Origin of the sequence: Pseudomonas saponiphila (assembly GCF_900105185.1) — a bacterium.
GTDB classification, from domain to species: domain Bacteria; phylum Pseudomonadota; class Gammaproteobacteria; order Pseudomonadales; family Pseudomonadaceae; genus Aquipseudomonas; species Aquipseudomonas saponiphila.
The window spans coordinates 63,479-89,674 of record NZ_FNTJ01000003.1 but is presented as its reverse complement, the minus strand read 5'-3'; the positions used below and the strand labels follow the sequence as shown (position 1 = coordinate 89,674).

Below are 26,196 nucleotides of genomic sequence, written 5' to 3'. Positions count from 1 at the left end.
CCATGGACGATCTTACGCTACCCTTTCCCGGGCTGTCACCTGTTTCTGGCAAGCGGTTGGATGTCAGATTTGACGGCGGCATGCTGTCATCTGATGGCGGGATTTTGCTGTTGCGCGAGGTCGAGCAGCGCCTTGGCGTGGCCGATCGTCTGGCGGCCTGTATCAAGGATCCGCGCTCGCCCGAGCACATCACGCATAGCCTTGCCGACATCATCGGGTTCCGGTTGATGATGATCGCTGCAGGCTATGAGGATGGCAATGATGCATCCAGCCTGCGCGTCGATCCGATGTTCAAGATGGCGCTCGATCTGACACCCTCTGGGACCCGCGCGCTGTGTTCGCAGCCGACCATCTCCCGTCTGGAGAACCTGCCCGATACCCGGGCGTTGTTGCGCATGGGGCGTGCGATGGTCGATCTGTATTGCGAAAGCTTCCCCACAGTGCCCAAGCGCATTGTGCTCGACATTGATGACACCTTCGACGCTGTCCACGGCGGCCAGCAGTTGCGCCTGTTCAATGCCCATCATGACGAATACGGCTTCCAGCCCATTGTCGTGTTCGATGACCAAGGCCGCTTCATCACCGCCGTACTGCGCCCGGCCAAGCGGCCCAAGGGCACAGAAATCAGGGCTTTCCTGCGCCGCTTGATGCGCGCAATCCACAGCCATTGGCCAAAGACACAGATCCTGTTGCGCGGCGACAGCCACTATTGCTGCCCCGAAGTCATCGACTGGTGCCGTGCAGGCGGGCACGACTTCATCCTGGGTGTTGCGCCGACTTCGACACTACGCCGCCATATCACCGATCTTGAAGCCAGCACCAAAGCGCGCTTTGCGGCATCACCCACCGAGGGCAAGGTACGCCGCTTCAAGACCTTCAACGATTGCGCCAAAAGTTGGAGCCGGGTCGAGCGGATCATCGCCCGCATCGAAGTCGGCGATCAGGGCGCTGACACGCGCTTTGTCGTCACCAATCTCAAGAAAGGCTCGCCCCGCTGGCTCTATGAACACGTCTATTGTCGGCGGGGCCAGGCCGAAAACCACATCAAGTCGTGGAAAACCCATCTCGCCGCAGATCGAACATCGTGCTCCAGAGCCACAGCCAACCAGTTGCGGCTGTTCCTTCATGCTGGCGCCTATTGGCTGATGTGGGGCTTGCGCACTGCCATGCCGAAACGCTCGATCTGGCGCACCGTCCAGTTCGATACCTTGCGCTTGCGCCTGATCAAGATCGCCGCCCGTGTTACCGAGCTGAAGACCCTGATCCGCATCCAATGGCCAACAGCCTGTCCCAACCAGCAGGTCTTACGGATCGCCCTTGCCCGCATCCCCAGACTTGTCACCTGAGCGTTGCGGCAAGCGCGCCAAATCAAACCCCTCCCTTCAACCTGTAAACTTTCATCCACCGAAACCCTGGCTCACCGCCGGCGACGATCAGGTATGCTCGGACGACGCCAAATGCTTGAAACTGAGCGCGCCAAACTCAACCGGATGAATTATGCGGGCTAGCGCAATGGTCTTATAGCGGTCCGCCTTCGGGAGCTTGATGCGGCAGTAGAAATGGCTGTGCGCGACATCACCGCGCCGGAAGATGATCAAGCCGGGTTTGAGTTCCTCTTTATCGGCGATAAACGCCATCGCCATCCTCCACTGTGCAGAATCCGTGCAGATCGGCGGCGTAAGTGTTTGATTTGCCATAGCTGTGCAGGGTCTGTGTAGATGTTTATATATGTTTTTCTTGTTTAATCATAGAATTTTAGATAAATGCTCTCATCCTGCCCTGAATGCGGCTGCTGCGCCATATGGTGATGGACCAGCCTTCGGGCTAATTTCGTTCGCTTGAGCCTGCGGCGATCAACATCTGCAAGCCATGCTGGCGACCGGACATGGCCTGGCTTCTAAGCCTTCCACCGATGAACTTTGTATGCGCTTGGACCGAGGTCCATTCCCGGCTCAGGGGTAGCACGTCCGTCCGGATTGCCCACATCCTCGCATGCAAAATGGCGCCGTCAGCGCCGGCCGTCGCAGTACCCCGAGACGTCTCCCGGCGGTGTCGGTTCTGGTCGCGGTCGCGGTCGCAGTCACAGGCGCGCCGCAGCTGTCTCAAAGCGGCATAGCGCAGGAACCAGCTGCCGCGCGGACTGGGGGGGGGCACATTCAAGGCCTCAGAATGCCACGAAATGGCAGGTCATCTGCTCGGCACAAGTCCGGGGCCATCCGGCTCTTCGCGAACCCCTCCCTGAAGGCGGCGTCAGCCCCTCGCAACCCTGATCCGGTCCGGCCGTGTTGCCGCTGCGCGGCTGCCCGCACCACCCGGTCCCGATCCGGGTTCCCCTCCCGTCGCCCTTGGCGCCGTTCGGTGCGAGCGGCTGCCGCCCCCTTCTGACGGTCAGTTCGCAGCCGGGATGGCCCCGGACCTGCGCGATCAGGAGAAAACCCATGACCAATCTCGTTATCCTCGTCGGCCGCATCGCCCGCGATCCCGAAACCCGCACCACCACTGGCGGAACCAGCATCACCAGCATCTCGGTTGTGACCGACCGGCCCGCCCGCAAGGACGGCAAGACCTACAAGGATGAGAACGGCTACACCGCCAAGGATAGCGAATTCCACCGGATCACCTGCTTCAATGGCCTCGGCCAGAACGTCGCCAAGTTCTGCAGCAAGGGCCAGATGGTGACGGTCGAGGGGCGCATCCACTACACCCAGTGGGAAGACCAGACCGGCACCAAGCGCTACGGCTGCGAGATCATCGCCGACAAGGTGGATTTCCTGACCAAGGGCCGGTCAGATGGCAACAATCGCAGCAATGAAGAGGCGCCCGATATCGACGAGGACTGAAAGCCGATATGGCTGGAACAAGGCCCCGATGGCACACGCTATCGGGGCCTTTTCTTTTGTACACCGGCGTTAGCAGCGATGCGGGGCATCGAGCCCGCGCATCGCTGCATGGAGTGCTTATGCGGGGGCGAGGCGTTGCAATGCTGCCTCGATCCCGAGCGTCATCGACGCACGGACAAGCTGTTTCAGGTCTGCGGGTTCGATCATTTCCGCGCCGCATTCGATAAGAATCTTGCCGAGTTCGGCGGCGGTTTCGTCGCGAAGCTGTGCCTCCCTGACATCGAGTTCGCCCCGCTGTTCACGAAGTTTCTTGAGCGCGTCGCGTGCGCTGGCTTTGGACCTCGCCATGTATCTCGCCTTTCGTTGGCCATTGATCCCCTCCACACACAGGTTTGGCACATGGCAAGCGTGTAGGAAAACCGCTGGCGGGGCCGGCGTTGGCGTAATCCCGCTGACGTTGGAGAGGTCTCTCTCACAGAGATTTCAAGGGTGATGCGGGCTTTGGAGACGCGTCAAGGACGACGGGGCCCCACCATTTTTGCCGGGCAAGCCCGGAAAAATCGTTACCCCCATCGCCGCTTCGCGGCCGCGTTCCGCGGTCCCTGACCCGTCTCGTCGCCCACATCCTTCGATCTCCTGATGCGACGCATCAACCATCAGGAGGAAAAACCATGTACGCTTCATTGAATGAGAACGGCGGAGCAATATTCGGCCACGCTAGCGGCGGGATAGTCCTGCTGCGGGCGGCGTAAAAGTCGTCCACCTTGAAGCCTTTCTGCCAAGTCAGGGAGGTGTGGGGATCTACAGCGTGGAACTTTATCTTCAGGTCCGTTTGGCTTGCGCGGATGGCATGAGCCAGCGGGCGGCGGCGAAGCGTTTCAATGTGTCGCGCGATACGGTGCGCAAGATGCTGTCGTTTTCATCGCCGCCGGGTTACCGGCGTCAGTCTGCACCGCAGCGCCCGAAGCTGGACGGGTTTGTGGGGATCATCGATGGATGGCTTGAGGGGGATCGCGGTGTCCCGCGCAAGCAGCGCCATACGGCGAAGCGGGTATTCGACCGTTTGCGCACCGAGCATGGTTTCACCGGCGGCTATACGATCATCAAGGATTACATCCGGGAGCGCGAGCAGCGCAGCCGGGAGATGTTCGTGCCGCTGGCGCACCCGGCGGGAGATGCACAGGCCGATTTCGGGGAAGCTCTGGTGGAGATCGGCGGGGTGGAGCAAAAAGCCTACTTCTTCGCGCTCGATCTGCCGCACAGTGATGCCTGCTATGTGCGAGCCTATCCGGCGGCGGTGGCGGAGGCCTGGGTGGACGGACATGTCCATGCCTTCGCGTTCTTCGGCGCGGTGCCGCGCTCGATCGTCTATGACAACGATCGCTGCCTTGTGGCGAAAATCCTGCCAGACGGCACGCGCAAGCGTGCCACGCTGTTCAGCGCTTTCCTGTCGCATTACGTGATCCGCGACCGCTATGCCCGCCCGGGCAAGGGGAACGAGAAAGGCAATGTGGAAGGGCTGGTAGGTTACTGCCGCCGCAATTTCATGGTGCCGATCCCGAAGTTCCCGACCTGGGAGGCCTTCAACCTGTGGCTGGAGGAGCAATGCCGCAAGCGCCAGCAGGACAAGGTGCGCGGGGAGAGCGAGACGATCGGTGAGCGCTTGCAGCGCGATCTGGCGGCCATGCAGCCTCTGCCCGCTACACCCTTCGAGGCCTGCGATCAGACGAGCGGGCGGGTCTCCTCGCAATCTCTGGTGCGCTACAAGACCAACGATTATTCGGTTCCGGTAGTCTGGGGCCATCAGGAGGTCTGGATCAGGGCCTATGTCGATGAAGTGGTGATCGGATGCCGCAGCGAAGTTATCGCCCGTCATCCTCGTTGCTATGCCCGCGAGGAGGTTATCTTCGCCCCGCTCCACTATCTCCCGCTGGTCGAGCAGAAGATCAACGCATTCGACCAGGCCGCCCCTTTGCAGGGCTGGGATTTGCCCGAAGCGTTCGGGACGCTGCAGCGGTTGATGGAAGGGCGCATGCACAAACATGGCAGGCGCGAATATGTGCAGGTGCTGCGCCTGCTGGAAACGTTCACCCTCGCCGATCTCCAGGCGGCGGTGGAACAGGCCATCGCCCTTGGCGCCATCGGCTTCGATGCCGTCAAGCACCTCGTCCTGTGCCGGGTCGAACGCGTACCGCCCAGACTGGACCTGGACATCTATCCCTTCCTGCCTCGCACCACGGTCGAGAAGACCGTTGCCAGAGCCTATCTGAGCCTGCTCTGCGACAGGCAGGAGGCCGCATGAGCGATCAGGCACCGGAGATTCTTCTCGCTCACCATCTCAAGGCCCTCAAGCTGCCTACGTGCCTGCGAGAGCATCACAAGCTCGCCCGGCAATGTGCCGCTGAAGGCGTCGATCATATCCGCTTCCTCGCCCGTCTCGTCGAGATGGAGATGATCGACAGGGAGCGTCGTATGGTCGAGCGGCGCATCAAGGCCGCGCGCTTCCCCGCCGTCAAAAGCCTCGATAGCTTCGACTTCGCCGTCATCCCCAGGCTCAACAAGATGCAGGTGCTCGAGATGGCGCGCTGCGAGTGGATCGAGCGGCGTGAGAACGCCATCGCTCTGGGGCCATCGGGCACCGGGAAGACGCACGTAGCTTTGGGGCTCGGACTGGCAGCATGCCAGAAAGGACTGTCGGTGGGCTTCACCACTGCGGCGGCGCTGGTCAGCGAGATGATGGAGGCGCGCGACGAGCGGCGTCTCCTGCGCTTCCAGAAGCAGATGGCCGGATACAAGCTGCTCATCATTGACGAACTGGGCTTCGTACCGCTCTCCAAGACCGGTGCCGAACTGTTGTTCGAGCTGATCTCCCAGCGCTATGAGCGCGGCTCCACCTTGATCACCAGCAACCTGCCCTTCGACGAATGGACCGAAACCTTCGGATCCGAGCGCCTCACAGGCGCGCTCCTCGATCGTCTGACCCATCACGTCAGCATCCTCGAGATGAACGGCGAAAGCTATCGCCTCGCTCACAGCCGGGCCCGAAAGGCCAAAACCAGACCCTGAAAATCAAGCCAATGCCGGGGGGAGTGGCCTTCGGGCTACGCCCTCACGCCACTCCCCCCGGCATGTAACACCGTGGCCTGGTTTTACGCCGCCGCATGGCCGACTTTTGCTCCGCCGTTGACAGGCAGGCCGGTTGCAGCGCGCATCATCATCGTACCAAAACCGCCAATCGGGAAGCGGTCATCGGTCGCGCCAGCGCTCGCAATATCAAGCACCGACACCCGATCCGCGTCGGCAGCGATATCGGTGGCACAATGGAGATCAACGAATCGCCGTTCGTAAATGTCGCGCGGCACGGCGCTGAATGGTTGATCGTTGCCTGATCGCGCGATGCGTTCGGAGCGCCGCATCAGCCGTTGGTCAGCCGCAACATAGCGATTGACGACTGATCGAGGCTCGTTGCGGCTATTGGCTCGCAGGGCAAGCGATTCGCGATCGCTGGGGATGACTGTAACGCCCTGCTGCGCCGCAAGCGCCGTAATCGGATTGATCGGCGCGTTGTGAATATAACTGGCGCCGACGTCGAACGGCAAACCGAGTGTTTGACTGTCGGTGACAATGCGGCCGCCAGGACGCCCGCGCGCCTCCAGCACAATGACCCGCGCACCGGCCCCTGCCAAAGCCCGTGCAGCAGCAATACCGGCGGCCCCAGCGCCAATGATGGCGACGTCGTAAACGGTCGAAGGGGCGAGCGACTGTCCCGCCTGCGCCCAAGCTCGCGGTGACGACATCGCTCCTGCTGCAACAGCGCTGGCAATCATGGCTCTTCGGGTAATCATGTCATAGCTTTCATCATCATAGTGTTACCTGTCAGTTGACACACTGTCAAGTGACAGGTAGCGCCGTTGAATATATGCAATCAGTTTGGCGCTTCGCTTTTTCCTCCCTGATCGATGTTGTCGCAGTGGCGATGATGTTGCCTTTGATCGCGCTGTTCATGAACGAACAGCGCGTGACCCCCGGCTATGTCGGGCTTTATGCAGCTGTCCCGTTTGCTGCCTTGCTGGTTAACTTGCCGCTGGTGCCACTGGCTATGCGCCGTTTCGGCTTTGGCAGGATGTTTGGCGCGGGGTTGCTCTTGTCGAGCGCGGGAATTGTGATGTCGGCGCTTAGCCGCGATTATGCGTCGCTGTGCCTCGGCGCGGGGTTGGTCGGCATTGGCGCCGCCTATCGCTGGAGCGCGGTTGAGGCGATGATCGCATGGTCTGCTCCGATAGACAGTCTGGGCCGCGTAACTGGCTTCTATCAAACGCTTGTCGCCGCCGCCTATGCCATCGGCCCGTTCTTGGTGCCTTTGTTCGCGCTGACGCTCGATAGCGCGGGCTATGTCGCGATTGGGCTTGCGGTCGCATCATGGCTGCCGGTGCTGATAGGCGGAACGGCTGAAAAGGTGCAATTTGCCACAAATGATACGCCCGGCGGCAACGCGTCGTGGCACGTCTTTCTTCCGCTCGCAGCGCTAGGCTTTATCGGCGGTGTTTTTGAGGTCGGGTTGAATGTACTGGCCCCGATTCAAGCTGAACGGCTTGGCGCTATCGCCACTGATAGCGCAATCATCCTTACCGGCGTCATCGCCGTGGCCAGCTTGGTGATGCAATATCCGGTCGGGCGATTGGCCGACCGCTTTGGCATCGGGCCGATGATGCAGATATTGTGCGCTACCTTGTTACTGTCGCTGCTGGCAGCGCCGTTGGGATCGGGCATTGATGCGATGATCTGGCTTGCCGCCATTATCTGGGGCGGCGCGGGCGGCGCGATTTATACGCTGACGATGATCCATGTAGGCCGCTCGTTTCGCGGGCAGTCGCTGGCGGTATCGATCGTCATCGCGGCCTATACCGTCGGCGGGGCGATCGCGCCTGCGCTGGGTGGCCTTGGCCTTGGCTTGTCGACTCAATGTGGGTTAGCATGGGCGCTGGGGCCGCTGCTGTTGCTGGCATGGCCTTTGGCGCGCCTGCGCCCGAATTTGCCGCGTGGCGATCACGGCGACACCCAATGACGCCGGAAACAAAATAATGTCGTTATTCCAGTCGATTATGAAGCTGACCCGCCGCAGCGATCCGACAACCACGCTGCTGGCGCTTGACCCCGCCAATGCTGAAGAACGGCCCGCGGTTCTTGCGGCGCGCGCCGCGTGGCTGCTCTACGCGCTCGCCCCGCTCATCACCTATATAACCCCGGTTTATCTTGCGCTGCTGGCACAGCGGGTGCCGCTGACCGAGCGCGAAATCGGTCTGCTCGCTGGTGCAGAGTCACTGGGCGGTGTGATCGCCGCGCTCACCGCGCGCTGGTGGATAACCCGCTTCAACTGGCGGGCAGCCGCGCTGGCGGCGTTGCTGGTGATGATCGCCGGGATCGTGGCGACGGCGTTTACCCTCTCACCTGACGTCTTGCTTATCATCCGCGCGACAGCCAGCATATTCGGCGGCGGTCCGTTGATCGTCATTGCGATCGTTGTGCTGTCCGAAAGCGCCGCACCTGATCGCAATTTTGCTTATGCTTTTACGGCACAGTTGGTGATCGGTTTGGTGGTGCTGTTGCTGTTACCGGTCGCTGGCGATGCGCTTGGCTGGACCGGCGTTATCATATTGCTCGCAGGATGCTTCGTCACAGCGCTGCCGTTAGTGGGCTTGCTGCCAAAGAGGTCAGCAAACCCGGCGGCGTTGGTGGTACCGGCTGCCAGTCTCACCCGGCCAAGCTGGTTGCTGTTGCTGTCCATTGCGCTGCTCTCGGCATCCACGCAGGCATCATGGGCTTTTTCCGAAGTGCTCGGCAGCGATGTCGGCATGTCATTGTCGGGAATGAGCCAGTTGCTGGTGGGATCGACTGTGCTTGCAGTGATCGGCAGCCTCGCGGCTGCACCGATTGGCCAACGGATCGGGCGTCTACCCGCCTTTATCGGCGGAACGGCGATCATCCTGCTGTGCGTGTCCCCGCTCTACCTTGTGCTTGGCCCAACGACTTACGTCAGCTATTATCTGATCGGGGCCTGCGCTAGTGCCTTTATCGCGCCATTTCAATTGGGCGCGCTAGCCGGACAAAAAGATGCTTCGGCGGCGGCATCGCTCATGCCTGCGGTACAGGCGGCGGGCATGATGGCGGGGCCAGCGGCGGTTGGCCTGACGGCCGATATATCGCACGGGCCGCTGTGGTCAGTGAGCATCGCCGTCGCGTTTCTGTTGCTTGCAGCCCCGGCATTCGCCGCTGCTGCATGGTCACGCAACCTTAACGGGGTACCTCCACCGCAATCCGGAACGCCAGAGACTTGACCATAGCCTCTATACCAACAAGGTCAGCAGCAGCTGGCCTGCCTTCCCCCACCACCGATCCAATCCCGTCGATCATGCTGCTGAGCGCCGCTGCCAAGCGAAGGGCTTCCCGTTCGGAGAGCGCGCTATTGACCCGGCGGATCAGCAGCGCAAACAACGAGCGATAGAGCGTCATAAACTGCGTCAGTGCGGCGCTGACGTCGGCGTCGAGATCGGCAAGGGACCAGACATAATTCCAGAATGCGCGGCCGCGCAGCGCGAGCGACTCAACCATCAGAAAATCCAGATAATCGCGCATGGCTGCTGCTGGATCAGCCGACTGACCCGTCAGTTTGGTAATCAGGCGGTCATGATAATCATCGATCCAATATTCGATCATTGCGCGCACCAGTGCCGCGCGGGTCGGAAAATAATATTGTACCGAAGCCAGCTTCAGGCCCGAACGTTCCGCCACCTTGTGCGCCGAAAAATTTTCTGCGCCCACTTCTTCGACCAGCGCCACAGCGGCATCCAAGATTTCACACGCTGTAGCGGTATGCGCCGGGCGCGGTCCGCGAATGCCAGATATCGCCTCTTGCAGGCTAACGCCCCCGTCAATCGTAATATGAGAATTGGCATTTTGCATAAGCGACGCTCTGGAATTGACAGCCTGTCAGCTGACAGGTAAAGTGTACTTATCTGAGGTAGAACACAGGACGCCATCATGCAACAGATCCATCCCCTCTCCCCGCTGCTGCGTGAGGCCACCCCGTCGCTGCCGCCGTCGCGCTATATCGATGGGAACGTTTATGCCGATGAATTGCACAATATATGGAAAAAAGGCTGGAATTATGTCGGGCCGCTGTCGGATATAGCCCCTGGCACGATGCGCCGGGTGGATGTGGCAGGCGCCAATATCCTGCTGGTTCGAGCCAAAGACGGCGATGTCCGCGCCTATCACAATGTCTGTCCGCATCGCGGATCCGAACTGTGCACCGCCGACGAACAACCTTTGCGCGGCGGACGGATATTATGTCCCTATCATGCGTGGAGCTTTAACGCCGACGGCACACTGGCAAGTACCGCTGCGGCCAGTCACGCGCCCGATTTCGACAAAGCGGATCATGGTCTGCGCAGCGTTGGTCTGATCGACTGGAATGGGCTGCTGTTTGTCCGCCCGGTGGAAAGCAGCGATGATTTTGGCGCAGACAATGCCTTTGGCCTGCATGACCTTGATAACTGGCCAATGCGCGAGCTGGTAACCGCAGGCCGCGAAACCCATCTGGTTGAATGCAACTGGAAAATTCTGTGGGAAAATTTCAACGAATGCCTGCATTGTCCGGGTGTTCATCCATCGCTATGCGACCTCATTCCAATCCATAGAAAAGGGCTGCTCGCTTATTCTGATGCGCCCGATTGGACCCCCGACAGCATGGAACCCGAACATGGCTTGCGTGATGGCGCACGCAGCTGGACGTTAAGCGGAGCGGCCGCCACCGCCGAATTTCCTGGATTGACAGAGGACCAGCGCAACGCTGGCCAGGTCTATTGTGTGATCTGGCCAACATTGTTGATCGTCGCGCATGTCGATTATATCAGCATCGTGTCCTATCGCCCCAAGGGGCCGGAACAGACCGAAGTCACCGGCGAGGTGCTGGTGGCGCCAGCGGCTTTGGCCGACCCCAATTTCGATCTGCACCAGATTGTTGCGTTCAATCAACAGGTGCAAAATGAAGATGAAGAAGTGTGCGAATTGAACCAGCGCGGTCTGCGCACCAGTCCGTTTAAGGCTGGCGTCCTGATGCCAGAAGAATATAATGTGAAAACGTTTCACGATTGGATCGCGCGGCAAATGGCCGGGGCGGATGCCGCATGACCGTTGACGAGCTGATCGGGCAAATGGCCGAAAACCGCGCGTGGATTGCGGGAGCGCGGGTGGCTATTGATTTTGGCGATGATGGCGCAGTCTTGCTTGACGGTATCGCGCAAGGCGTCCGGTGCGCGGAACTGGGGGAGCCAGCAGACACACATATCGCCGTTAGCTGGACCGACTGGCTGGCGCTGACGCGCGGCTCGCTTGACCCACGCCGGGCTATCAACAACGGCAAGATTGTCATCACTGGCGATATGAACAACGTCGCCAAATTGATCGAGCTGGGGCACCGCATGTTTTGATGGGAGATATTTCATAGGAGCATCACGGGTCACCGATTGCTGCACTGTATCGGCAACCTTACTCTGGCCACGCCCGGCTATAACTCGACTTTGAGTAATTGTGCCTTTGCCGAGAAGCGCCCAGAAATCGCAGCAAACAGCAGTTTGATGCTGAACAGCTATTTCCAATTGCTGACCGATCAAGACGTGTGGGATGAGGCCGTCCTGCAAAAGCGAGCGCAAGGTTTATTGCCCTTGGCAATCCAGCTGTGGCCTCGTCCTGCGAGCATTCCGTAGGTTTCAAATCACTTTATTGCGCCACTCTGAATTCGCCAGCGGCGTAGCGGCGACAACTGCGACGAAGACGCGGGCAAAGGGGTGCTTGAGGCTCGGCGCGCCTATTTCCGTTGCCCGCTTGGCCCATGTCCCGATCAAGTGCGCCAGCGGCGCATCGGGATACGGGCGGAAAGGCTTGCATGGCAGGTCGCATTGAAGCTCGATGCGCCATAGGTCTGCAAAGCAATCTGCACCGATCTGCTTGACCAAGAATGCCAGCGGCATGTCGGCGACCGGCGATAGGAGCCCACGCAACACATCGCAGCGCGACGCTGTTAGGGTGCGGCCTGAAAGGAAGGTGATTTACCGCCGTTGTATTCGCGCCCGGTGAGTTGGCGTCGCGAGCCGTGCCTTTGCGCCTGCCGACGCTTTGGCCGATGATCGGGCCGTGCCGTCATTGTCGGTCGGATCGTTCACCATCGGCTCCCATCCGCTCATGCCCTGCAACACGCGGTCGGCATGTTTGATGGTGTTCACATGACCATAATGCTGCTCGATCATCTTGACCGAGGTGCCCATCTGCTCGGCGAGAATATAAACATCGACACCTTCGCTAAGCCGGAAGGTGGCATAGGTGTGCCGGAAGCAATAGGTTGAGCGCGGAGTGCCGTTCGGCCCGATTTTGAGTTCAGCTTCGGTCAGCAGTTTCTCAACGGCGTCTTCATACAGGAATTTGACGGGTTTGCCGGTGATGGTGGTGAAAACAGCATCGTCCTGCCCCGTGGCTTTCGAGATAGCACGAATGCGGTCAAGATAGTCACCCACGCTCTTGGGTGCGACCAACTTGCGCGATTTGCCTTTGCCCTGGACGAACAGGACGACGATCTCTTTGCCGTCGCGATCCTTGGCGGGCATGATGTCGCGCCAGCGCAGGTTCTTCGCCTCGGGCGGTCGCATCCCGGTGTTGCACATAATCAGCATGAAATTGTAGCACATTGTGCGCGCCCATGCACTCGGCGCTTTTGTGGCCTTGGCAATCCATGCGCGTCCCACCGTATGCAGCTTGCGATATTCCTCCAACGTGAATTCATCGCGGCGCATGGTTTTGAGCTTTGGCTTGCCCTCGAAGCGTTGGCTGGCGGGAACATAGCGTTTGCTGATCGCAAAGTTCATGGCGGCATTAAACGCGCCCATCTCGAACTCAATGGTGGCATCGCTGATCTGGGGGCGGTGTCGGCCAGTCCCGTTCTCGCGCCGCCAAGTCGGATATTGTTTCCAGCGATCCGGCCCGATGAGGTGAACCTGTGTGTTGCCCACATAGCGATCAAGCGACCCAAGCAGGACATTTTTGAGGTTTTTGACCCGCGCGGCGGAAATCTCGCCTGTGTCAGCGCGACGCTGCTGCACGGCGATATATTCCTCCGCCACTTTCCGGAACGAGCGATTGAACACGGGATGGTCATGTTTGAGCAAAACGCGGATTTCAGCATCTTTATCGACGGCCAGCTCGCGGGCGGCTCGCAGATCGGTCGTACCTAGCCCGAAAAATTCATCGGGGGTTGGCGGATGTAGCGTAAAGCCATGATTTGACGTATGATTTGGTTGCTTAATCCGATCAACGTCATTTCTGGAGAGCTACACCCGCCATGGACGATCTTACGCTACCCTTTCCCGGGCTGTCACCTGTTTCTGGCAAGCGGTTGGATGTCAGATTTGACGGCGGCATGCTGTCATCTGATGGCGGGATTTTGCTGTTGCGCGAGGTCGAGCAGCGCCTTGGCGTGGCCGATCGTCTGGCGGCCTGTATCAAGGATCCGCGCTCGCCCGAGCACATCACGCATAGCCTTGCCGACATCATCGGGTTCCGGTTGATGATGATCGCTGCAGGCTATGAGGATGGCAATGATGCATCCAGCCTGCGCGTCGATCCGATGTTCAAGATGGCGCTCGATCTGACACCCTCTGGGACCCGCGCGCTGTGTTCGCAGCCGACCATCTCCCGTCTGGAGAACCTGCCCGATACCCGGGCGTTGTTGCGCATGGGGCGTGCGATGGTCGATCTGTATTGCGAAAGCTTCCCCACAGTGCCCAAGCGCATTGTGCTCGACATTGATGACACCTTCGACGCTGTCCACGGCGGCCAGCAGTTGCGCCTGTTCAATGCCCATCATGACGAATACGGCTTCCAGCCCATTGTCGTGTTCGATGACCAAGGCCGCTTCATCACCGCCGTACTGCGCCCGGCCAAGCGGCCCAAGGGCACAGAAATCAGGGCTTTCCTGCGCCGCTTGATGCGCGCAATCCACAGCCATTGGCCAAAGACACAGATCCTGTTGCGCGGCGACAGCCACTATTGCTGCCCCGAAGTCATCGACTGGTGCCGTGCAGGCGGGCACGACTTCATCCTGGGTGTTGCGCCGACTTCGACACTACGCCGCCATATCACCGATCTTGAAGCCAGCACCAAAGCGCGCTTTGCGGCATCACCCACCGAGGGCAAGGTACGCCGCTTCAAGACCTTCAACGATTGCGCCAAAAGTTGGAGCCGGGTCGAGCGGATCATCGCCCGCATCGAAGTCGGCGATCAGGGCGCTGACACGCGCTTTGTCGTCACCAATCTCAAGAAAGGCTCGCCCCGCTGGCTCTATGAACACGTCTATTGTCGGCGGGGCCAGGCCGAAAACCACATCAAGTCGTGGAAAACCCATCTCGCCGCAGATCGAACATCGTGCTCCAGAGCCACAGCCAACCAGTTGCGGCTGTTCCTTCATGCTGGCGCCTATTGGCTGATGTGGGGCTTGCGCACTGCCATGCCGAAACGCTCGATCTGGCGCACCGTCCAGTTCGATACCTTGCGCTTGCGCCTGATCAAGATCGCCGCCCGTGTTACCGAGCTGAAGACGGGGGTTGGGGAGCAATGGAACTGAAAACCAACGTAAGCCGAATTAGAGTTCGTTTTACTCGTCAGCGACTGCGAATTAACGAACTTTGATTCGTGAGAAAGGTTTATTGCACTGATTTTCGGGTGTTGGTGACCTTTCCTCGCGATAGCGGAAACGGTTTCATAAAACGGTCGTTTTTCGAAACTATCCAGACGTTGCAAGGGTTTGCGGGGCAGCGACTGAGCTTAAGTGCACTTTCTGTTCCGTTGCTCCCCCAACCCCCTGTTTGCCATCGAGGGGCTGCCGGGCGTAGGCCCAGCAACAGCAGTCAAAGCCCTCAACCATTTCCGCTCAGTGCATGCGGTCATCAATGCGTCGATAGACGATCTCTGTGCCGTTCCTGGTATCGGCAGGAGCAAAGCCCAAAAGCTGTTTGAGTCCATTCACTGGAGAATGCCAGAGGGCGTCTCTGCTGAAGGCTGCCGATCGCTATTCGTTGATCAAGTCTAAGACTGATCGATCTGCCTGGACGGGTTGCGCCACTCTACCCCTGACGCCGTTGCTGCCGCCGCCCGGAGCGTTCATCCGGGTGTACTTCGGCGATCCGCGAGAGCACGGCAACTTTGCTGGGGACAGGCAGCCCCTCGCTACTGCATCGAGCTGCGACGGCACGCATCGCAGCCGCGGGGCTCTTCTTCAGCTCAGTGAGGTAGCCAGAACGGATTACGTCCTTGATGAGAGCGTCCACTCTTGAGTCCAGGCGCTTAACGCCGGCATCAGCCCGCCGCTTGCGCACCATACAGCTCACCGAACCCTCTCGCTCAATACCATCCAGCCACCGATAGATTGTCGCAGCAGACACCATCAGCTCATCTGCGACGGCTTTGACGCTCGCGGTAGTTCTGGGCGTGAGGCCAACCAATGGCGCAATAGCCCGGTAGCGAGCCATTGCGACTTGCCAGCGGCTTTCCGGGATGTGATCTGGCTCTAGCCGATCGGCCGACTGGCCATTGGCTCCTGCCGGGCTCACCGTCACGGCGCTGATCTTCAGCACCTGGTCATCACCGGCCGCCACGTCTGTAGCTAGAACCTCTTCAGGCGACATCTGCTTCCGAACGCAATAGGTTCGGCCAAGATGGGAGATGAGATAGCCGGTATGAATGGTGATGGGCGCTGTATTCATCGTCAGTTCAAACCCCAGCGCTCGATGCCATCAGCCCGCGGCGAATGACCTCCACTTCATTGCGCAGGCCGCAAAGACCATCGAAGGCATTCTCAGCTTTATCGCTTGTGCCGGGGGTGATGTAAGCCGCGAGGAAGTTGTTCAGGACCGACTTGATCAGAATCGCCGGACTCTGGCGCTTGTTGCTCGCAGCAATGACCAGCTGCTCCAGGGCTTGCGGTGGAGTGCCGATCAGGAAGTGCAGGCCGACGTAGTTGGCGATCTCGATCAAACCCTGCTCAAGGACTTTCTGACCCTGCTCTTCTTCCAGGCCTTCAAACTCAAGAAGGCGGCCTGTCGGCGCACCCTTCTCCATGGCTTTCAGCTCTTCAAGTTTGCGATTCACTGCTGCCTGGATCTGGGCATCAAAACCAATGTTTCCTAGTGGGATTGGGGGCATGGAGTGTCCTTCGTCGTTTGTGGTGCTGGCGCTATGTAGGGCCTGAACTTACAAGGATAACGAAGCAGGTCCAATTCCCAAGCCAAGTCAGGGCTTCGAAACGCGGCAGCCGAACTTGGCGACCCCACTTTGGCTGTGACTCTTCAACGGGTTCGTTACGATGACCTCTGACACCAGTCAGGCTTTGGTTTGGTTGTATGGAGTGTGAGCCTGGCGATGGCTTCAAGGAAGGTTTCTTCCGCAATGCGGAAGGTGACGAGTGATCGGCGAGGGCATGATGAGTCAAGCATGTAAATCTTCGGCGGCTCTTCTGGTGAGAGTACCGGCCGGCAAGTCAGAAGGCTTTTCTGCGGGATGGGCTAAGGCTGATCTCCACATAAAGACACACGGCCGCCGGCCAGATGTTGTACCCGCCTTGGCCAGCGAAGAGCACCAGTCTGGCTATGTGGCTCGCCTGCTGGAACAAGACGCCTTCGGGGGCGTTCATCAGGTCAGCAATCTCCAAGTACAGCCCATGGAGGCTAGATGACTCAGCGCTTCATCAAGTTGGATCACCCCGCCATCGGGCGGAAGGTTTCAGTCATGGTCGGCTATGACCGGCCACTCAGCTACTTCTTCATGATCATCGAGGATGAAGAGTCACCTGATGACGATCTTGTTTACTCGAATCTGGAAGATCCCAAGGCGGGCTTCCCCAAAACCCTCGATCGATACCGTGAAGTTCTCGCCGGCATGGGGATGACCATCCCCGAAACTGTTTGGGCAGCGGTCCTTGAAGACCAGAAGAACAACGCTGGCAATCTCGTAGCCTGGTACGACAGCACAGGCACAGAAATCAGCAGCGACGATTACTGATCTGACCCAGCACCGCAAACCACGCCGTTACGGTGCGGACACGGGGCATGCCCCGGAAATAAGGGAAAGTCCAAGCATGAGGATTGCGGAATGAAGAAAATGTACGTTGGGCTGCTGAGCGTCATCTTGGCAGGCGTTCTCCAGGTTGAGGCTCAAGCTGCACCGTTGGCCATCAAGCCGGTCAAGAGTGTGGCGTGGGCCGACTTTCTGGGCATGAACACTCAGTTCACATGGGTCAGCCCCGAAGCCCGCCGCGCGCAGATGGCCAAGATGAAGGAGCTGGGGCTGAAGTGGCACCGCGAGGGCATTCACTGGGAGCTGCTCGAACCCGAGGAAATGCAGTTTCGCTTCGCCGAGGTCGACGACACGGTAAAAGCAGCCGGTGAAAACGGCCTCCTGTCTTCGCTGTACCTGGTTGGCTCTGCCCGTCACCAGACCACCGCCCCGGCCGGGGTATCGAACCCGGATCAATACCCGCCAAAGTCCGCCGCAGTGTACGCCGATCGCCTTGCGATGCTGGCTGAGCGATACCCGACCGTGAAGGCGTGGCAGGTATGGAATGAGCCGAACATTCCGAGCTTCTGGCAGCCGAATGAAGACCCTGCGGCCTATTCGGTTCTCCTGCGGGAAAGCGTTGCTGCCCTTGCAGCGCGAGCTCCAGCTGCGCAGCGTGTCATTGGCGGCATGGCCTACTACAGCCAGATGCCGATAGCTGGCGGGCTGATGTTCCAAGCGCTGGCAGGCACTGGTGATCTGACCCCCGAACGGGTTGTTGCCTACCACCCCTATACGAACAGCGCCGAGGGTGCGACACCGGCCGACCGCGATTTCATCGATACAGCGAACTGGCTCAACACCAATCTCCGTCAGGCCGGCGTGAAAGACATCTGGGCCACCGAGTTCGGCTGGTCGAGCTATGCCGGCCCTTCGGAGTTGCAACCAATCGTTGGTGAAGCAGGCCAAGCCGATCTGACAATTCGCCGCCTGGCACTCATGAGCGCCATGGATTTCAACCGAGTGTTCCTCTTCACCCTGGCTGATCTCGACGAGCGCGCGACCGTCAGGGATCGCAGTTATGGCCTGATTCGCCAGGACGGGACGAACAAACCGGTATTCACGGCGCTGAAGCGCATGCTGGCAACTGCTGGCCCGTCGCTCAGCCCGGCCGATGTGCCTGCTTACACAGCCTCTCCACAGAGCCTGATCTCGATCAGCTGGAAGAAGCCTGACGGCAAGCGTGTGCTGATGTTCTGGGCCAACGAGACGGGCTCGCTCAAGTTTGCAAACAGCGGCAGCGTGGTAGTGAACGATCCGCTCACCGGTGGCAAGGTGACTGTTTCCCCGGTGGGCGGCGCGGTGAGTCTGAGTGTCGGCAAGACACTTAAGATCGCGACCTACTGAGCCAGGGCGTAACGGTAATGCCTAGTTTGACTGCTAGGCATTACTGATCGCCAGGCTGGCAGGAATGGCGATAAAGAATTGAATTATGGATTCAAGGAGCCAGTGATCTTTTCTGCGGGAAGGAGCAATAGGCTTCAATGAGAAACCAAGATATTTTATAGCAAACGGGATAAGAGACCGGAGCGGTGACTGACATGAACAACAGAACATTTGCCCTTTCAGTAGATGATTTCTCTTCAGGGCGATTCAACGAGGTTGCCGAATTTATTCGTGAAAACTGGCCGTTTGCTAATCGTCCATCGGAGAATGAATCACTTGAAATCCTAGCGAAAAGCCTCGGATATCAAGACTATGGTGATGCAAGGTCGAAGGCAACTGATCTGCCGGCATATAATTTTTCTCTTTACATTAACATCGCCGAGAAATTCGGCCGACTTGGACTGGCTCCAAAAGATGAGAAAAATACAGAGTCAATGACGCCCCTTGAACAAATTGCAGCGGCCTTTTGTGGTGATACGTTCGGCGCGAAATTTGTTGAAACTTGGCCAGTTAAGCTTCTAGGACGCTGGAATTACGATGGCAATCCCTGCGCGTTCGACCAGGAGAATTTGGACGAGGCTGGAAAGTATTTTGACCGATTGCTGACGAATACCGCTCCGATGGTTATAGACCTTAATGGTAGGAAAAAGAGCACGCATACGGCCGCGTCTTTGATTTCAGGGCTATATCCAAGTCTAACCCTGAATGATTTGGAGGCTAGGTCAATTGGCGAGCTTATTGATTCAGAAGCTGCTGAGGCTTTGCTTCAGGACGTGATGCCTATTTTGCTTGGTGAAGTCCTTTGTGTGAGTGAGCGTCAGGCTAACAAAATCGTTCATACCACTGGGATGAGCATGGCTGATATTTGGGCCCTGCCACGCACGGAGGCTGGCTTCCCTAATTTGTACGCCCACATGCGTGACCGCCTGCCTGCCATTCTGGAACGCAAGGCTGCTGATCTGTATATAGCGCCTAGGCAACAGAATGGTTTTTACCGACTTGGGGACGGAGCATTTGACCAGCAACCAATGATGGCCAAAAAGGTTGACGAGGGCTCGTTCTGCTTTTCTGTTGAACGGGATGAAATCGAGTGTCCGATATTCAAGACTTACAGTTGGATAGGGCAACTGAGAGAATCTTCTGGCCGAGTCAGTGCGCAAATATCGGGCACTTACATTGCTGGACCGGCGAGACAGGACATAGCTTCCTTTGATTTGATTTCTGCGCTCGATGAAATGGGCGACTTTAACGTAGATATTGTTGATTTCGTCCTTGATACTCTTCAAGAAGAAGTCCTTGAGGAAAGCGGCGTTCGGATTCCTAAGGGAGACTTGAATGCCAACATGCTTTTTGAGGATGGCAACCTGATCACCATTTTGGGTTGGGAGCGGCATGCAGATTCCAAAGCTGGGATTGGTGCATCTTTGCTTTCATATTGCATTGGTGAATTGAAGCGTAAATTCAAGCGAGACATTCATATTGCCGGCTCGGTCCAACCTTACCAATACTACCGTGGCGCTGAAATGCTTCCTTCTGTGAGGGAGCAACGGTTTGACGATATAGACAAAATATCCAGAACCATTATACGGGTTGCAGAACTGGGTAATGTGGTTCGAGTATTCCTAAAAGGGCATGTTCATGTTGAACCAGATTCCACTTTCCAGCGCTATTGTGGTGAGGCTTACCTAAGCCATGGATAGCTAACGGCGCACGCCTGCTCCGGGCAGCTGCGGGACCGGAAGGTTCGGTTCGGTTGTTATGCCTGGAGCCTGAAGGTAGTCGTAACCCGACTCCGATGCTGGTGCTTAGCGTGCCTGGCGGCTACGCACCAGCGGCCCGTAGCGCTCTATCACCTGCTCGGTGAGCGCGGGATCAGCCAGCGTCAGCCGATCCTCCAGCTCGATCAGTTGGCTCTTCTGCTCGATCAACACATCCACGGCGCGAGCATCCGCTTCACGCGCCATCTGGATCTGTTTCGAGAGCCAGGCTATCTGAAATGAGAGCAGCTCTTGCGCCGTCTCAAGGCGAGCAAGGCGTTCAGTCGTCGTATCCATCCGTCATCCTCGCTATGCGCCCAAGAGGTTAGCCGTCGCCGCCGCGTGCTCAGCTCACCCCTTGAGCATCTGAAGCTTGTTTACGCTGGTGACTGCGCCGTTCCAGACCATTTCGTAGTGAGTCGTCTGGATGATCGAGGTGACAAGCCGCGGCGTCATCAGCGCCCAGCAGACATGCCCTGGTGCACGAACTGAGTTGTATCGTAGCCCAGGGCATGCAGCCATTTTCGCTTCACGGCCGAGCATCTGCGCTGAGCTGTAGTCATCGGGGCTGTAGATCGGATCATTGATCGCAATGCCACAGGCATCACGCATGCCCTCATCGGTGAACGTGCAGTTCAACCCGCGGAACACGAAACGCTCAAAGCGCAGGCCGGTGACGTTCGACCAGTAACGGGACTGGTGATGGCGCACCTCGGCAACTGCCGTGTCGATGTCATCGGCCACGTAGAGGACGCCAAAGCGGCCATCGCTGAAGCGCGAGCCATCCTGATTAACGTGAGTGAACGGTGCCGTGGCGTAAGAGCAGCCGGTGATGCCGAACGGGATCTCGGATCGAGGGATCAGCTCCAGCTTGCCGACTTCGTTCAGCAGGCGTGGATTGGTCAGCGCCTGTGCCTGGAACAAGGTCTCGAAGTCCTCGGCGTTGGCCACGTCATCGAACAGTGCGATCGGCGGGAACTTCGAATTGACCAGACGGTAACCCTGCACCTGGTCGCCGGCGAGCAGCGGGAGGCTGGACAGGTAACTCACCAGCCGGCTCCCCGCAGCGCGTCAATGCGCTTGTACGTCTCGAACAGGGACATCAGGTCGCCCTGAGCCATGATCTCCAGCGGACGCCTGCCATTGAAGAAGTCGTTGTGGTTCTCCATCTGCGGGAAACCGTAGACGTTCTCCGGGTTGTCGAACACCAGACGCAGCGCCGCGTGGCAGTTCAGCACGATGCTGGCGCGCTCCAGTTGATCGCTGTCCAGCTCCACTGCCTTACCCTGGTGGGCACGACTGATGGTGCTGCGCGAGACGCGCAGGATGTTGCAGGACTGCTCAGTGGACGCGGCCCACTTCCCCAGGATGTTGAGTGCCGTGTTCAACACCACACGGCTCTGATCCTTGGTGAAAGCGGCTGCTTTGAGGGTGGCGTTCATGATGGCTGTTCTCCGCATCTGTAGAAACGATACTAGCCCAAATGCGTCTAGTGACACAACGTCAGGCGAAGACATGTGACGGTACTTTTCGGCGTGCCCGCCAGGCACACCAGCCCGGAGCACCCTTTCCCAGCACGGCCCCGATCACCCGCCGAAGCGGCTCCCTTTCAAAGTAGTTATACCATCACCACATGCAGGCATCCGACCCCCACCCAGCCTGCCCCTCCGTGCCCGGCCACTCCACCCTGACACACCCTACTTATACCATCACCACATACGCAGCCTGTGACCCCACTCGTGCTCCCTCCCACCCCCCCTACCCTGTCCAACCCTTTTAGGCGTTCCCGCCGGGGGCCTGGTGCCGGGGCGTGAGAAAAAGATGGGGAAAAGAAAGAAAAGCAAAATAAAAGAAAGGGTTAGACAGGGTGCGGGGTGGCAGGACAGCACGGATAAGGCCGTTAAAGCTCGCTTGTGGTGATGGTATAAGTTTTGAGGGTTTTGCGGGGTGCTCTTGCGGGGGGTTTGGGCTTGTGCGGGGCGTCAGGGAGGCACCTGTAGCGGGTCTGGTCGCGCTCTGTGGTGATGGTATAAATCTGGTGGTGCCGGTTGGGCTGTTGCGGCGCTTCAGGTCGGTACCGGGCAGCAGGAGGTGTAAGGGCGTTCAGGCTCCCTTGTGGTGATGGTATAGCTTTCTTGCCGGCAGGCCGGGCCGGTGGCCATCGCCCTGGTTTCGAGTCCAGGCTTTGGCCGTGAGTTGGGACATGGCCATGTGACAATTGCGGCCTGAACTTTGGGCGCGAGCCTTCACCGTTACCATCGCAGCATGGCCACCTTGAGCCTCAACCAGGAAGGACACCGGTATGACTGATCAGGACGAAGAGCGCTACGCCGCCATCATGGCAGACCACGATGCCGCCATTGCGCGGGAGTTGGATCAGGTGCATGCCGAGAACTCGGCCGTGCTCGATCAGGTGCAGGCAATGGTCTCACCGGAGGCCTTCCAGCAGATCAAGGATACGCTGGCCGATTCGGGCTTCACCCACAGCTACCAGATCGCCGACAGCCCGGTGGGCATGCCGCAGGACGATGATTTCGTGCTGGGCACCGTGTACGTCAATCAGACCACCAACGGCGGCTTCTCCGGCGATGACTATGCCGGGACTATGAGCATGCCCTTGCAGGCCGGCCGGTACTTCCAGTTCTGCTACGCCTGCTGAGTTGCTGATAAAGAAAACGGGCCAATTGGCCCGTTTCATTTCAATAGAGTCTTGTGTGTTCACTGAGGAAACGCTTGCCAGTTTGGCTTTCCGTCTGCTCAGTCCAAGTATCCGCGCAACTCTTGCATCTGTAGTGCTTGAGATACTTCGTGAATGTCAGTTCGTATTCCTTCACGCGAGTCTCAAAGTTCGGCGGGTCAGCTCCATCATTCTTTTTAACCTGCCTCTCCACCGAGACGTTTTCGTAGCGCCTGCCTATGTCTTCCTTTTTGTCGACAACCTTCGAGAAAAATTTACCGCAGCTGGGGCATGTCACCTCACGGTAGGCATATCCGACCATTAGGAAGACAAACATGCCACCAGCTATCCAAAGCAGAATCTCGCTATCCACGAGCACCCCCCTATGAAATCTCTTCCAGATTCATTCTGGAGACCGGTTGTAAGGTAATCCAAGAGTAGGCTTTAGACACCCACCATTTATTTGCGAACAGATATCTCGGTGAGTGAACTGCATTCTGCTATGTCTGGCGAGCCGCGCGAGCTCAGTCCGTCACGCACAGCCAGCTCTTGCGGGCCTGGTACTCGGTGAACGGGTGAGAGCGGATGCCGGCAGGCGTCTTGTCGCTGAAACTGGGCAGAGGGAAGTCCGGGTCATGCAGCACCACCCCATAGCGGGGATGCCGCTCCACAACCACCCTGTGCCAGCTGTTGTTTCCGCCGTCGCGGCTATCGACTGCAAGGATGCCCACGCCCTGGATCGAGTCCCAACCTTCGAAACGCTTTCGCTGGCAGTCCACGCCTAGCAGCGCCAGCGCCTTCTGGAGTTCGGTGAAGTTGGTGGCCAGCGGCCGGCCCTTGCGCGTGCCGATCTGCGCATCGAGGAACAACTGCCGCACCGCTGCATACTCACGCCCGGTGATCATCGCCACACAAGCCACTCCACACCCAAGCGGATCGTCCTGCCTGACTTTGCGGACACGGCAGCTCTCAACCCAGCTGCCATCACCTTTTACTCGTGCCACTGCCCTTCCCCCTCCATGCAAGTTTGACTCAGCACCCGCTCAGTCCCCGCAACGGCAAATGCCCGGCACAAGGCCGGGCAGCGCGCTAACCCACCACCGACTACTCGGTCTTGAGGGTGAAGTTCGCCATCCAATGACGGGACACTTCATCGGTCGGGTATTTGTACTGTTTGCCGTCCCCATGCACCACGATCCACGGGTTTTTCGGTGCGCGCGTGTTGAACCCGACCAGCTTGCACACTCCGCGTCCGTTAATGAAGGGTTCGCGGGTGACATCGATGCCGTACATACGGCCCATGCTGGCAAGCATCTGCTTTTCTTTCTCGCTCTTGCGATCAACCTTGCCCGGCAGCGAGGCTTCGATCTTGCAGGTAAAGCTGTCGTCGAGGAATGAAATGTTGCCCAGCTTCACTTCAAAGCCGAGATCGAGGCCGCTCAAGGCCTTCTCAATGGCTTCACGGGCTACTTTGAGGTTCTGGCGGTTAAAGCCGGCTGCGAAGATTTCGTTCATGGTTTGCTCCCTCTGCGGTGTGTTGGTGAGAGGTATCCTCACAGCGTCACCTGCGTGCCAGAACATCCAGAGAGCAATTTTTTTAACGAAGAACAGGGGCGCAAATTCGGATTATATGCCGTCGCGAACCATGCTGACTTTGAGTTAGGGTGAAAGGAGTAATCCGCAAACAAGCGCCAGGCTAGTCAGGGAACAGATAATGGTAAGAGACGCTGAGTGGGAACTCGCAGTGAAACGTGCCGGCGCTTCTACTGTGTTGCACTACATAGTGTGTCCACACTCCCCGCCCAGATTAGGAACACTGCTCAACCGGTATGGACAGCCAGTGCTGACCAAGTACGAACAAGTTGACTGGAAAGCTCTGGCCTCCGCCGCCAAGTCTGCTCTTGTTGGTGTTGTTCCAAAGAAAATGAGCGCCTACGTGGCCAATGATGGCGTTTGCGTAATGGACGTGCTGCACGTTTCAACACTAAACGGCAGGACATTCACCCATGCACCACAGTTCGAAGATAATGTCAGAGCGGCACTATCTAAGCTCACCATGAAGGACATGAGAGCCGGTATAACCAAAATTTCCGAAGTGAAACCCGGCTTACACAACAACACCACTGATGATGGCATGAGGCCCCCACTTGGAGCGTTGATCATGTCAATCAAATACCAGAACGGAATGCAGATTCTTGACTATGCCGATACAGCAACAAATGCCCTGTTCGGAGCCCCTGTTGTAAGGCCACCGTTTCCAGGTTCCAGACTAAAGCCGGTAACAGCCAAGATGCCTCATTACCTCAAGTCGTGGCTTGAGGACCAATTCGGCGTCGTTTATGGCGACAAGTGCACCATGTCAATCATGGGAAAGACCTTCTCCTTCTGATCTGTTGCGCTACGGTAGGCTGGTAATTCAGCCTGCTGTGTCCGCTAGAAGAATTCGATTTCTCGGTATGTTTCCTGATGGCGTTTGTACTCAGGGCCTCGGCTGAGAATCCAGATCCCGTTTGGCCCCCGTTCAGAGATATGCGGGACCAGGAGCAGATGGCTCACGGCATCACTCTCCAGATGCCAGGGCATCAGGTACGGCTTCCCTACTCCGATCACGATTGCACCGCACGCGAAGTCTGCCTCCCCGCCTGGCACCACAGGGGCGTTGGGTTCCAACGGCTCAATGGCTTTGTAGATCGCCGGTATCAGCGCTTGGGTTTGCTGGTCGGGACAGTGGGCCAGCGTTGCAAGGACCGCTTCATTCCCGGCTTCAGGTTCGAACGCTGAGGTATCGAGGCTTTCCAGCGGGATGAACTGACTGTCGAATACTCCGTTGCGAATCCCCCACGACACGAGGGACCGCGTATCCATACCGGCAGCAAACTGTTGTGGCCGGAGTGGCAACTGGTCATGTTCACGCTCAAAGCGCCCGGCATCCGTATCGACATTGATCGAGTCAATGGCACCCCGCCAATCGCTACCCTTCCCTGACCAGATCAGCACAGCGTCGGTAATGTCGAACCCAGCTTTGTTCTGCTCTGGCGTTCCCAGGAATAGAGATAGCCGGCCGACCTCACCGAACAGGACATTGGCCACCACTTCTGCCGGAGGGCATGGGCCGGCTTGGTAGTCGAGTTCGATCAGTACATCCAGGTCACCACACTCCGTAGCGCCTCTGGCATAGGAACCGAAGACCCAGAGCCTGGCAGGCGTGAAGAGAGAGATGACATCGCCTGCGTACTCGTGCGTGTACTGAGCATGGCTTACACCGGATTCGTCGAGCCTGGCGCACATAGCCACCAGTGCTTTCGTCATCTCGGCCCGAGCCAGCCTAACTTCGTTCTGCATTTCCTCCCCTCTGCTTTGTCATGACGCTCACGCACGC

The 26,196-nt window shown here is 58.4% G+C and carries 30 protein-coding genes and 1 pseudogene; 16 read left to right on the top strand and 15 right to left on the bottom strand.

All coding sequences use genetic code 11. The annotated features are described in order from the left end of the window. Positions 1-2 precede the first annotated feature (2 nt). Positions 3-1,346, top strand: a complete 1,344-nt coding sequence (locus BLV47_RS32860) for an IS1380 family transposase (RefSeq protein ID WP_037014129.1) — start codon at positions 3-5, stop codon at positions 1,344-1,346. A gap of 87 nt (positions 1,347-1,433) precedes the next feature. On the opposite strand, the gene BLV47_RS36430 is transcribed toward BLV47_RS32860, so the two are convergent. Further along, on the bottom strand, positions 1,434-1,637 hold the full coding sequence (locus tag BLV47_RS36430) for a hypothetical protein (protein ID WP_037014132.1): 204 nt from the start codon (positions 1,635-1,637) through the stop codon (positions 1,434-1,436). Positions 1,638-2,438: 801 nt separating this feature from the next. Here BLV47_RS36430 and BLV47_RS32850 point away from each other — a divergent pair. Further along, complete coding sequence (locus BLV47_RS32850) at positions 2,439-2,840, top strand: single-stranded DNA-binding protein (RefSeq protein WP_037014135.1); 402 nt, start codon at positions 2,439-2,441, stop codon at positions 2,838-2,840. 117 nt (positions 2,841-2,957) lie between these two features. Here BLV47_RS32850 and BLV47_RS32845 read toward each other — a convergent pair whose 3' ends face one another. After that, positions 2,958-3,188 carry a DUF6437 family protein gene (locus tag BLV47_RS32845; RefSeq protein WP_037014137.1) on the bottom strand — a complete coding sequence of 77 codons (231 nt, stop codon included), beginning with the start codon at positions 3,186-3,188 and terminating at the stop codon, positions 2,958-2,960. Positions 3,189-3,648: 460 nt separating this feature from the next. On the opposite strand from BLV47_RS32845, the gene istA reads away from it, so the two are divergent. After that, positions 3,649-5,142: an IS21-like element ISSsp5 family transposase gene (istA, locus tag BLV47_RS32840; RefSeq protein WP_011608156.1), complete on the top strand. Its 1,494-nt coding sequence runs from the start codon at positions 3,649-3,651 to the stop codon at positions 5,140-5,142. Then, positions 5,139-5,906, top strand: coding sequence for an IS21-like element ISSsp5 family helper ATPase IstB (istB, locus tag BLV47_RS32835; protein ID WP_007011060.1), 768 nt, complete (start codon positions 5,139-5,141; stop codon positions 5,904-5,906). The genes istA and istB overlap by 4 nt, the downstream gene beginning before the upstream one ends. 83 nt (positions 5,907-5,989) lie before the next feature. Here istB and BLV47_RS32830 read toward each other — a convergent pair whose 3' ends face one another. Further along, on the bottom strand, positions 5,990-6,667 hold the full coding sequence (locus BLV47_RS32830; RefSeq protein WP_167365738.1) for an FAD-dependent oxidoreductase: 678 nt from the start codon (positions 6,665-6,667) through the stop codon (positions 5,990-5,992). A gap of 92 nt (positions 6,668-6,759) precedes the next feature. On the opposite strand from BLV47_RS32830, the gene BLV47_RS32825 reads away from it, so the two are divergent. Further along, the gene (locus BLV47_RS32825) at positions 6,760-7,905 is read left to right on the top strand and encodes an MFS transporter (RefSeq protein ID WP_092320676.1); all 1,146 of its coding nucleotides are present in this window, start codon (positions 6,760-6,762) and stop codon (positions 7,903-7,905) included. Positions 7,906-7,942: 37 nt separating this feature from the next. After that, a complete protein-coding gene (locus BLV47_RS32820) occupies positions 7,943-9,175 on the top strand; it encodes an MFS transporter (RefSeq protein WP_143038346.1) in 1,233 nt (410 codons plus the stop codon). Here the strand turns inward: BLV47_RS32820 and BLV47_RS32815 are convergent. Then, entirely contained in the window at positions 9,132-9,800 is a 669-nt protein-coding gene (locus BLV47_RS32815) for a TetR/AcrR family transcriptional regulator (protein WP_092320675.1), read from the bottom strand. The two genes, BLV47_RS32820 and BLV47_RS32815, sit on opposite strands and share 44 nt — an antisense overlap. Positions 9,801-9,878: 78 nt before the next feature. Between BLV47_RS32815 and BLV47_RS32810 the strand changes: the two genes are divergently transcribed. The 3 genes from BLV47_RS32810 to BLV47_RS32800 are packed head-to-tail and all read left to right on the top strand — an operon-like array spanning position 9,879 to position 11,605. Beyond that, positions 9,879-11,030: an aromatic ring-hydroxylating oxygenase subunit alpha gene (locus BLV47_RS32810; protein ID WP_092320674.1), complete on the top strand. Its 1,152-nt coding sequence runs from the start codon at positions 9,879-9,881 to the stop codon at positions 11,028-11,030. Continuing rightward, a complete protein-coding gene (locus BLV47_RS32805; protein WP_022676120.1) occupies positions 11,027-11,329 on the top strand; it encodes an SCP2 sterol-binding domain-containing protein in 303 nt (100 codons plus the stop codon). Before BLV47_RS32810 ends, BLV47_RS32805 begins: the two co-directional genes overlap by 4 nt. Before the next feature lie 6 nt (positions 11,330-11,335). Continuing rightward, positions 11,336-11,605: an HNH endonuclease family protein gene (locus BLV47_RS32800; RefSeq protein WP_082209094.1), complete on the top strand. Its 270-nt coding sequence runs from the start codon at positions 11,336-11,338 to the stop codon at positions 11,603-11,605. 3 nt (positions 11,606-11,608) lie between these two features. Here BLV47_RS32800 and BLV47_RS35910 read toward each other — a convergent pair whose 3' ends face one another. Both BLV47_RS35910 and BLV47_RS32795 read right to left on the bottom strand, forming a co-directional pair. Further along, positions 11,609-11,869 carry a hypothetical protein gene (locus BLV47_RS35910; RefSeq protein WP_022676121.1) on the bottom strand — a complete coding sequence of 87 codons (261 nt, stop codon included), beginning with the start codon at positions 11,867-11,869 and terminating at the stop codon, positions 11,609-11,611. A gap of 78 nt (positions 11,870-11,947) precedes the next feature. Then, positions 11,948-13,057, bottom strand: a complete 1,110-nt coding sequence (locus BLV47_RS32795; RefSeq protein WP_208605338.1) for a tyrosine-type recombinase/integrase — start codon at positions 13,055-13,057, stop codon at positions 11,948-11,950. Positions 13,058-13,230: 173 nt separating this feature from the next. On the opposite strand from BLV47_RS32795, the pseudogene BLV47_RS32790 reads away from it, so the two are divergent. Both BLV47_RS32790 and BLV47_RS36810 read left to right on the top strand, forming a co-directional pair. Continuing rightward, positions 13,231-14,493: pseudogene (locus BLV47_RS32790) on the top strand (IS1380 family transposase); the annotation flags it as partial. Positions 14,494-14,715: 222 nt separating this feature from the next. Then, on the top strand, positions 14,716-14,976 hold the full coding sequence (locus BLV47_RS36810) for a helix-hairpin-helix domain-containing protein (protein ID WP_092320671.1): 261 nt from the start codon (positions 14,716-14,718) through the stop codon (positions 14,974-14,976). 34 nt (positions 14,977-15,010) lie between these two features. Here BLV47_RS36810 and BLV47_RS32780 read toward each other — a convergent pair whose 3' ends face one another. Next, on the bottom strand, positions 15,011-15,649 hold the full coding sequence (locus tag BLV47_RS32780) for a hypothetical protein (RefSeq protein ID WP_092320670.1): 639 nt from the start codon (positions 15,647-15,649) through the stop codon (positions 15,011-15,013). 7 nt (positions 15,650-15,656) lie between these two features. Then, a complete protein-coding gene (locus BLV47_RS35905) occupies positions 15,657-16,088 on the bottom strand; it encodes a hypothetical protein (RefSeq protein WP_143038345.1) in 432 nt (143 codons plus the stop codon). A gap of 525 nt (positions 16,089-16,613) precedes the next feature. Between BLV47_RS35905 and BLV47_RS32765 the strand changes: the two genes are divergently transcribed. The 3 genes from BLV47_RS32765 (at position 16,614) to BLV47_RS32755 (ending at position 20,083) form a co-directional block, all read left to right on the top strand. Beyond that, entirely contained in the window at positions 16,614-16,943 is a 330-nt protein-coding gene (locus tag BLV47_RS32765; RefSeq protein ID WP_092320667.1) for a hypothetical protein, read from the top strand. Positions 16,944-17,033: 90 nt separating this feature from the next. Continuing rightward, positions 17,034-18,344, top strand: a complete 1,311-nt coding sequence (locus BLV47_RS32760; RefSeq protein ID WP_092320666.1) for a glycoside hydrolase 5 family protein — start codon at positions 17,034-17,036, stop codon at positions 18,342-18,344. Between the two features lie 194 nt (positions 18,345-18,538). Then, positions 18,539-20,083 carry a hypothetical protein gene (locus BLV47_RS32755; RefSeq protein ID WP_143038344.1) on the top strand — a complete coding sequence of 515 codons (1,545 nt, stop codon included), beginning with the start codon at positions 18,539-18,541 and terminating at the stop codon, positions 20,081-20,083. Between the two features lie 105 nt (positions 20,084-20,188). Here the strand turns inward: BLV47_RS32755 and BLV47_RS32750 are convergent, their stop codons facing one another. The 3 genes from BLV47_RS32750 to BLV47_RS32740 are packed head-to-tail and all read right to left on the bottom strand — an operon-like array spanning position 20,189 to position 21,582. Then, positions 20,189-20,437, bottom strand: coding sequence for a hypothetical protein (locus tag BLV47_RS32750; RefSeq protein WP_092320664.1), 249 nt, complete (start codon positions 20,435-20,437; stop codon positions 20,189-20,191). A gap of 54 nt (positions 20,438-20,491) precedes the next feature. Then, positions 20,492-21,190, bottom strand: coding sequence for an RES family NAD+ phosphorylase (locus tag BLV47_RS32745; protein ID WP_088922263.1), 699 nt, complete (start codon positions 21,188-21,190; stop codon positions 20,492-20,494). Next, positions 21,187-21,582 carry an antitoxin Xre-like helix-turn-helix domain-containing protein gene (locus BLV47_RS32740; protein WP_088922262.1) on the bottom strand — a complete coding sequence of 132 codons (396 nt, stop codon included), beginning with the start codon at positions 21,580-21,582 and terminating at the stop codon, positions 21,187-21,189. Before BLV47_RS32740 ends, BLV47_RS32745 begins: the two co-directional genes overlap by 4 nt. Before the next feature lie 860 nt (positions 21,583-22,442). On the opposite strand from BLV47_RS32740, the gene BLV47_RS32735 reads away from it, so the two are divergent. Beyond that, positions 22,443-22,799 carry a hypothetical protein gene (locus BLV47_RS32735; protein ID WP_092320663.1) on the top strand — a complete coding sequence of 119 codons (357 nt, stop codon included), beginning with the start codon at positions 22,443-22,445 and terminating at the stop codon, positions 22,797-22,799. Positions 22,800-22,839: 40 nt separating this feature from the next. Here BLV47_RS32735 and BLV47_RS32730 read toward each other — a convergent pair whose 3' ends face one another. From BLV47_RS32730 to BLV47_RS32720, 3 genes are all read right to left on the bottom strand, one after another. Next, positions 22,840-23,190 (bottom strand): hypothetical protein, encoded by a 351-nt coding sequence (locus tag BLV47_RS32730; protein WP_143038343.1) that lies wholly within the window; start codon positions 23,188-23,190, stop codon positions 22,840-22,842. A gap of 151 nt (positions 23,191-23,341) precedes the next feature. Then, positions 23,342-23,722, bottom strand: coding sequence for a hypothetical protein (locus BLV47_RS32725; protein WP_244169008.1), 381 nt, complete (start codon positions 23,720-23,722; stop codon positions 23,342-23,344). A gap of 199 nt (positions 23,723-23,921) precedes the next feature. Continuing rightward, positions 23,922-24,332, bottom strand: coding sequence for a hypothetical protein (locus BLV47_RS32720; RefSeq protein WP_092320660.1), 411 nt, complete (start codon positions 24,330-24,332; stop codon positions 23,922-23,924). 325 nt (positions 24,333-24,657) lie between these two features. On the opposite strand from BLV47_RS32720, the gene BLV47_RS32715 reads away from it, so the two are divergent. Next, complete coding sequence (locus BLV47_RS32715) at positions 24,658-25,206, top strand: hypothetical protein (RefSeq protein WP_092320659.1); 549 nt, start codon at positions 24,658-24,660, stop codon at positions 25,204-25,206. 44 nt (positions 25,207-25,250) lie between these two features. On the opposite strand, the gene BLV47_RS32710 is transcribed toward BLV47_RS32715, so the two are convergent. Further along, complete coding sequence (locus BLV47_RS32710; RefSeq protein ID WP_092320658.1) at positions 25,251-26,159, bottom strand: nucleotidyltransferase domain-containing protein; 909 nt, start codon at positions 26,157-26,159, stop codon at positions 25,251-25,253. Positions 26,160-26,196 lie beyond the last annotated feature (37 nt).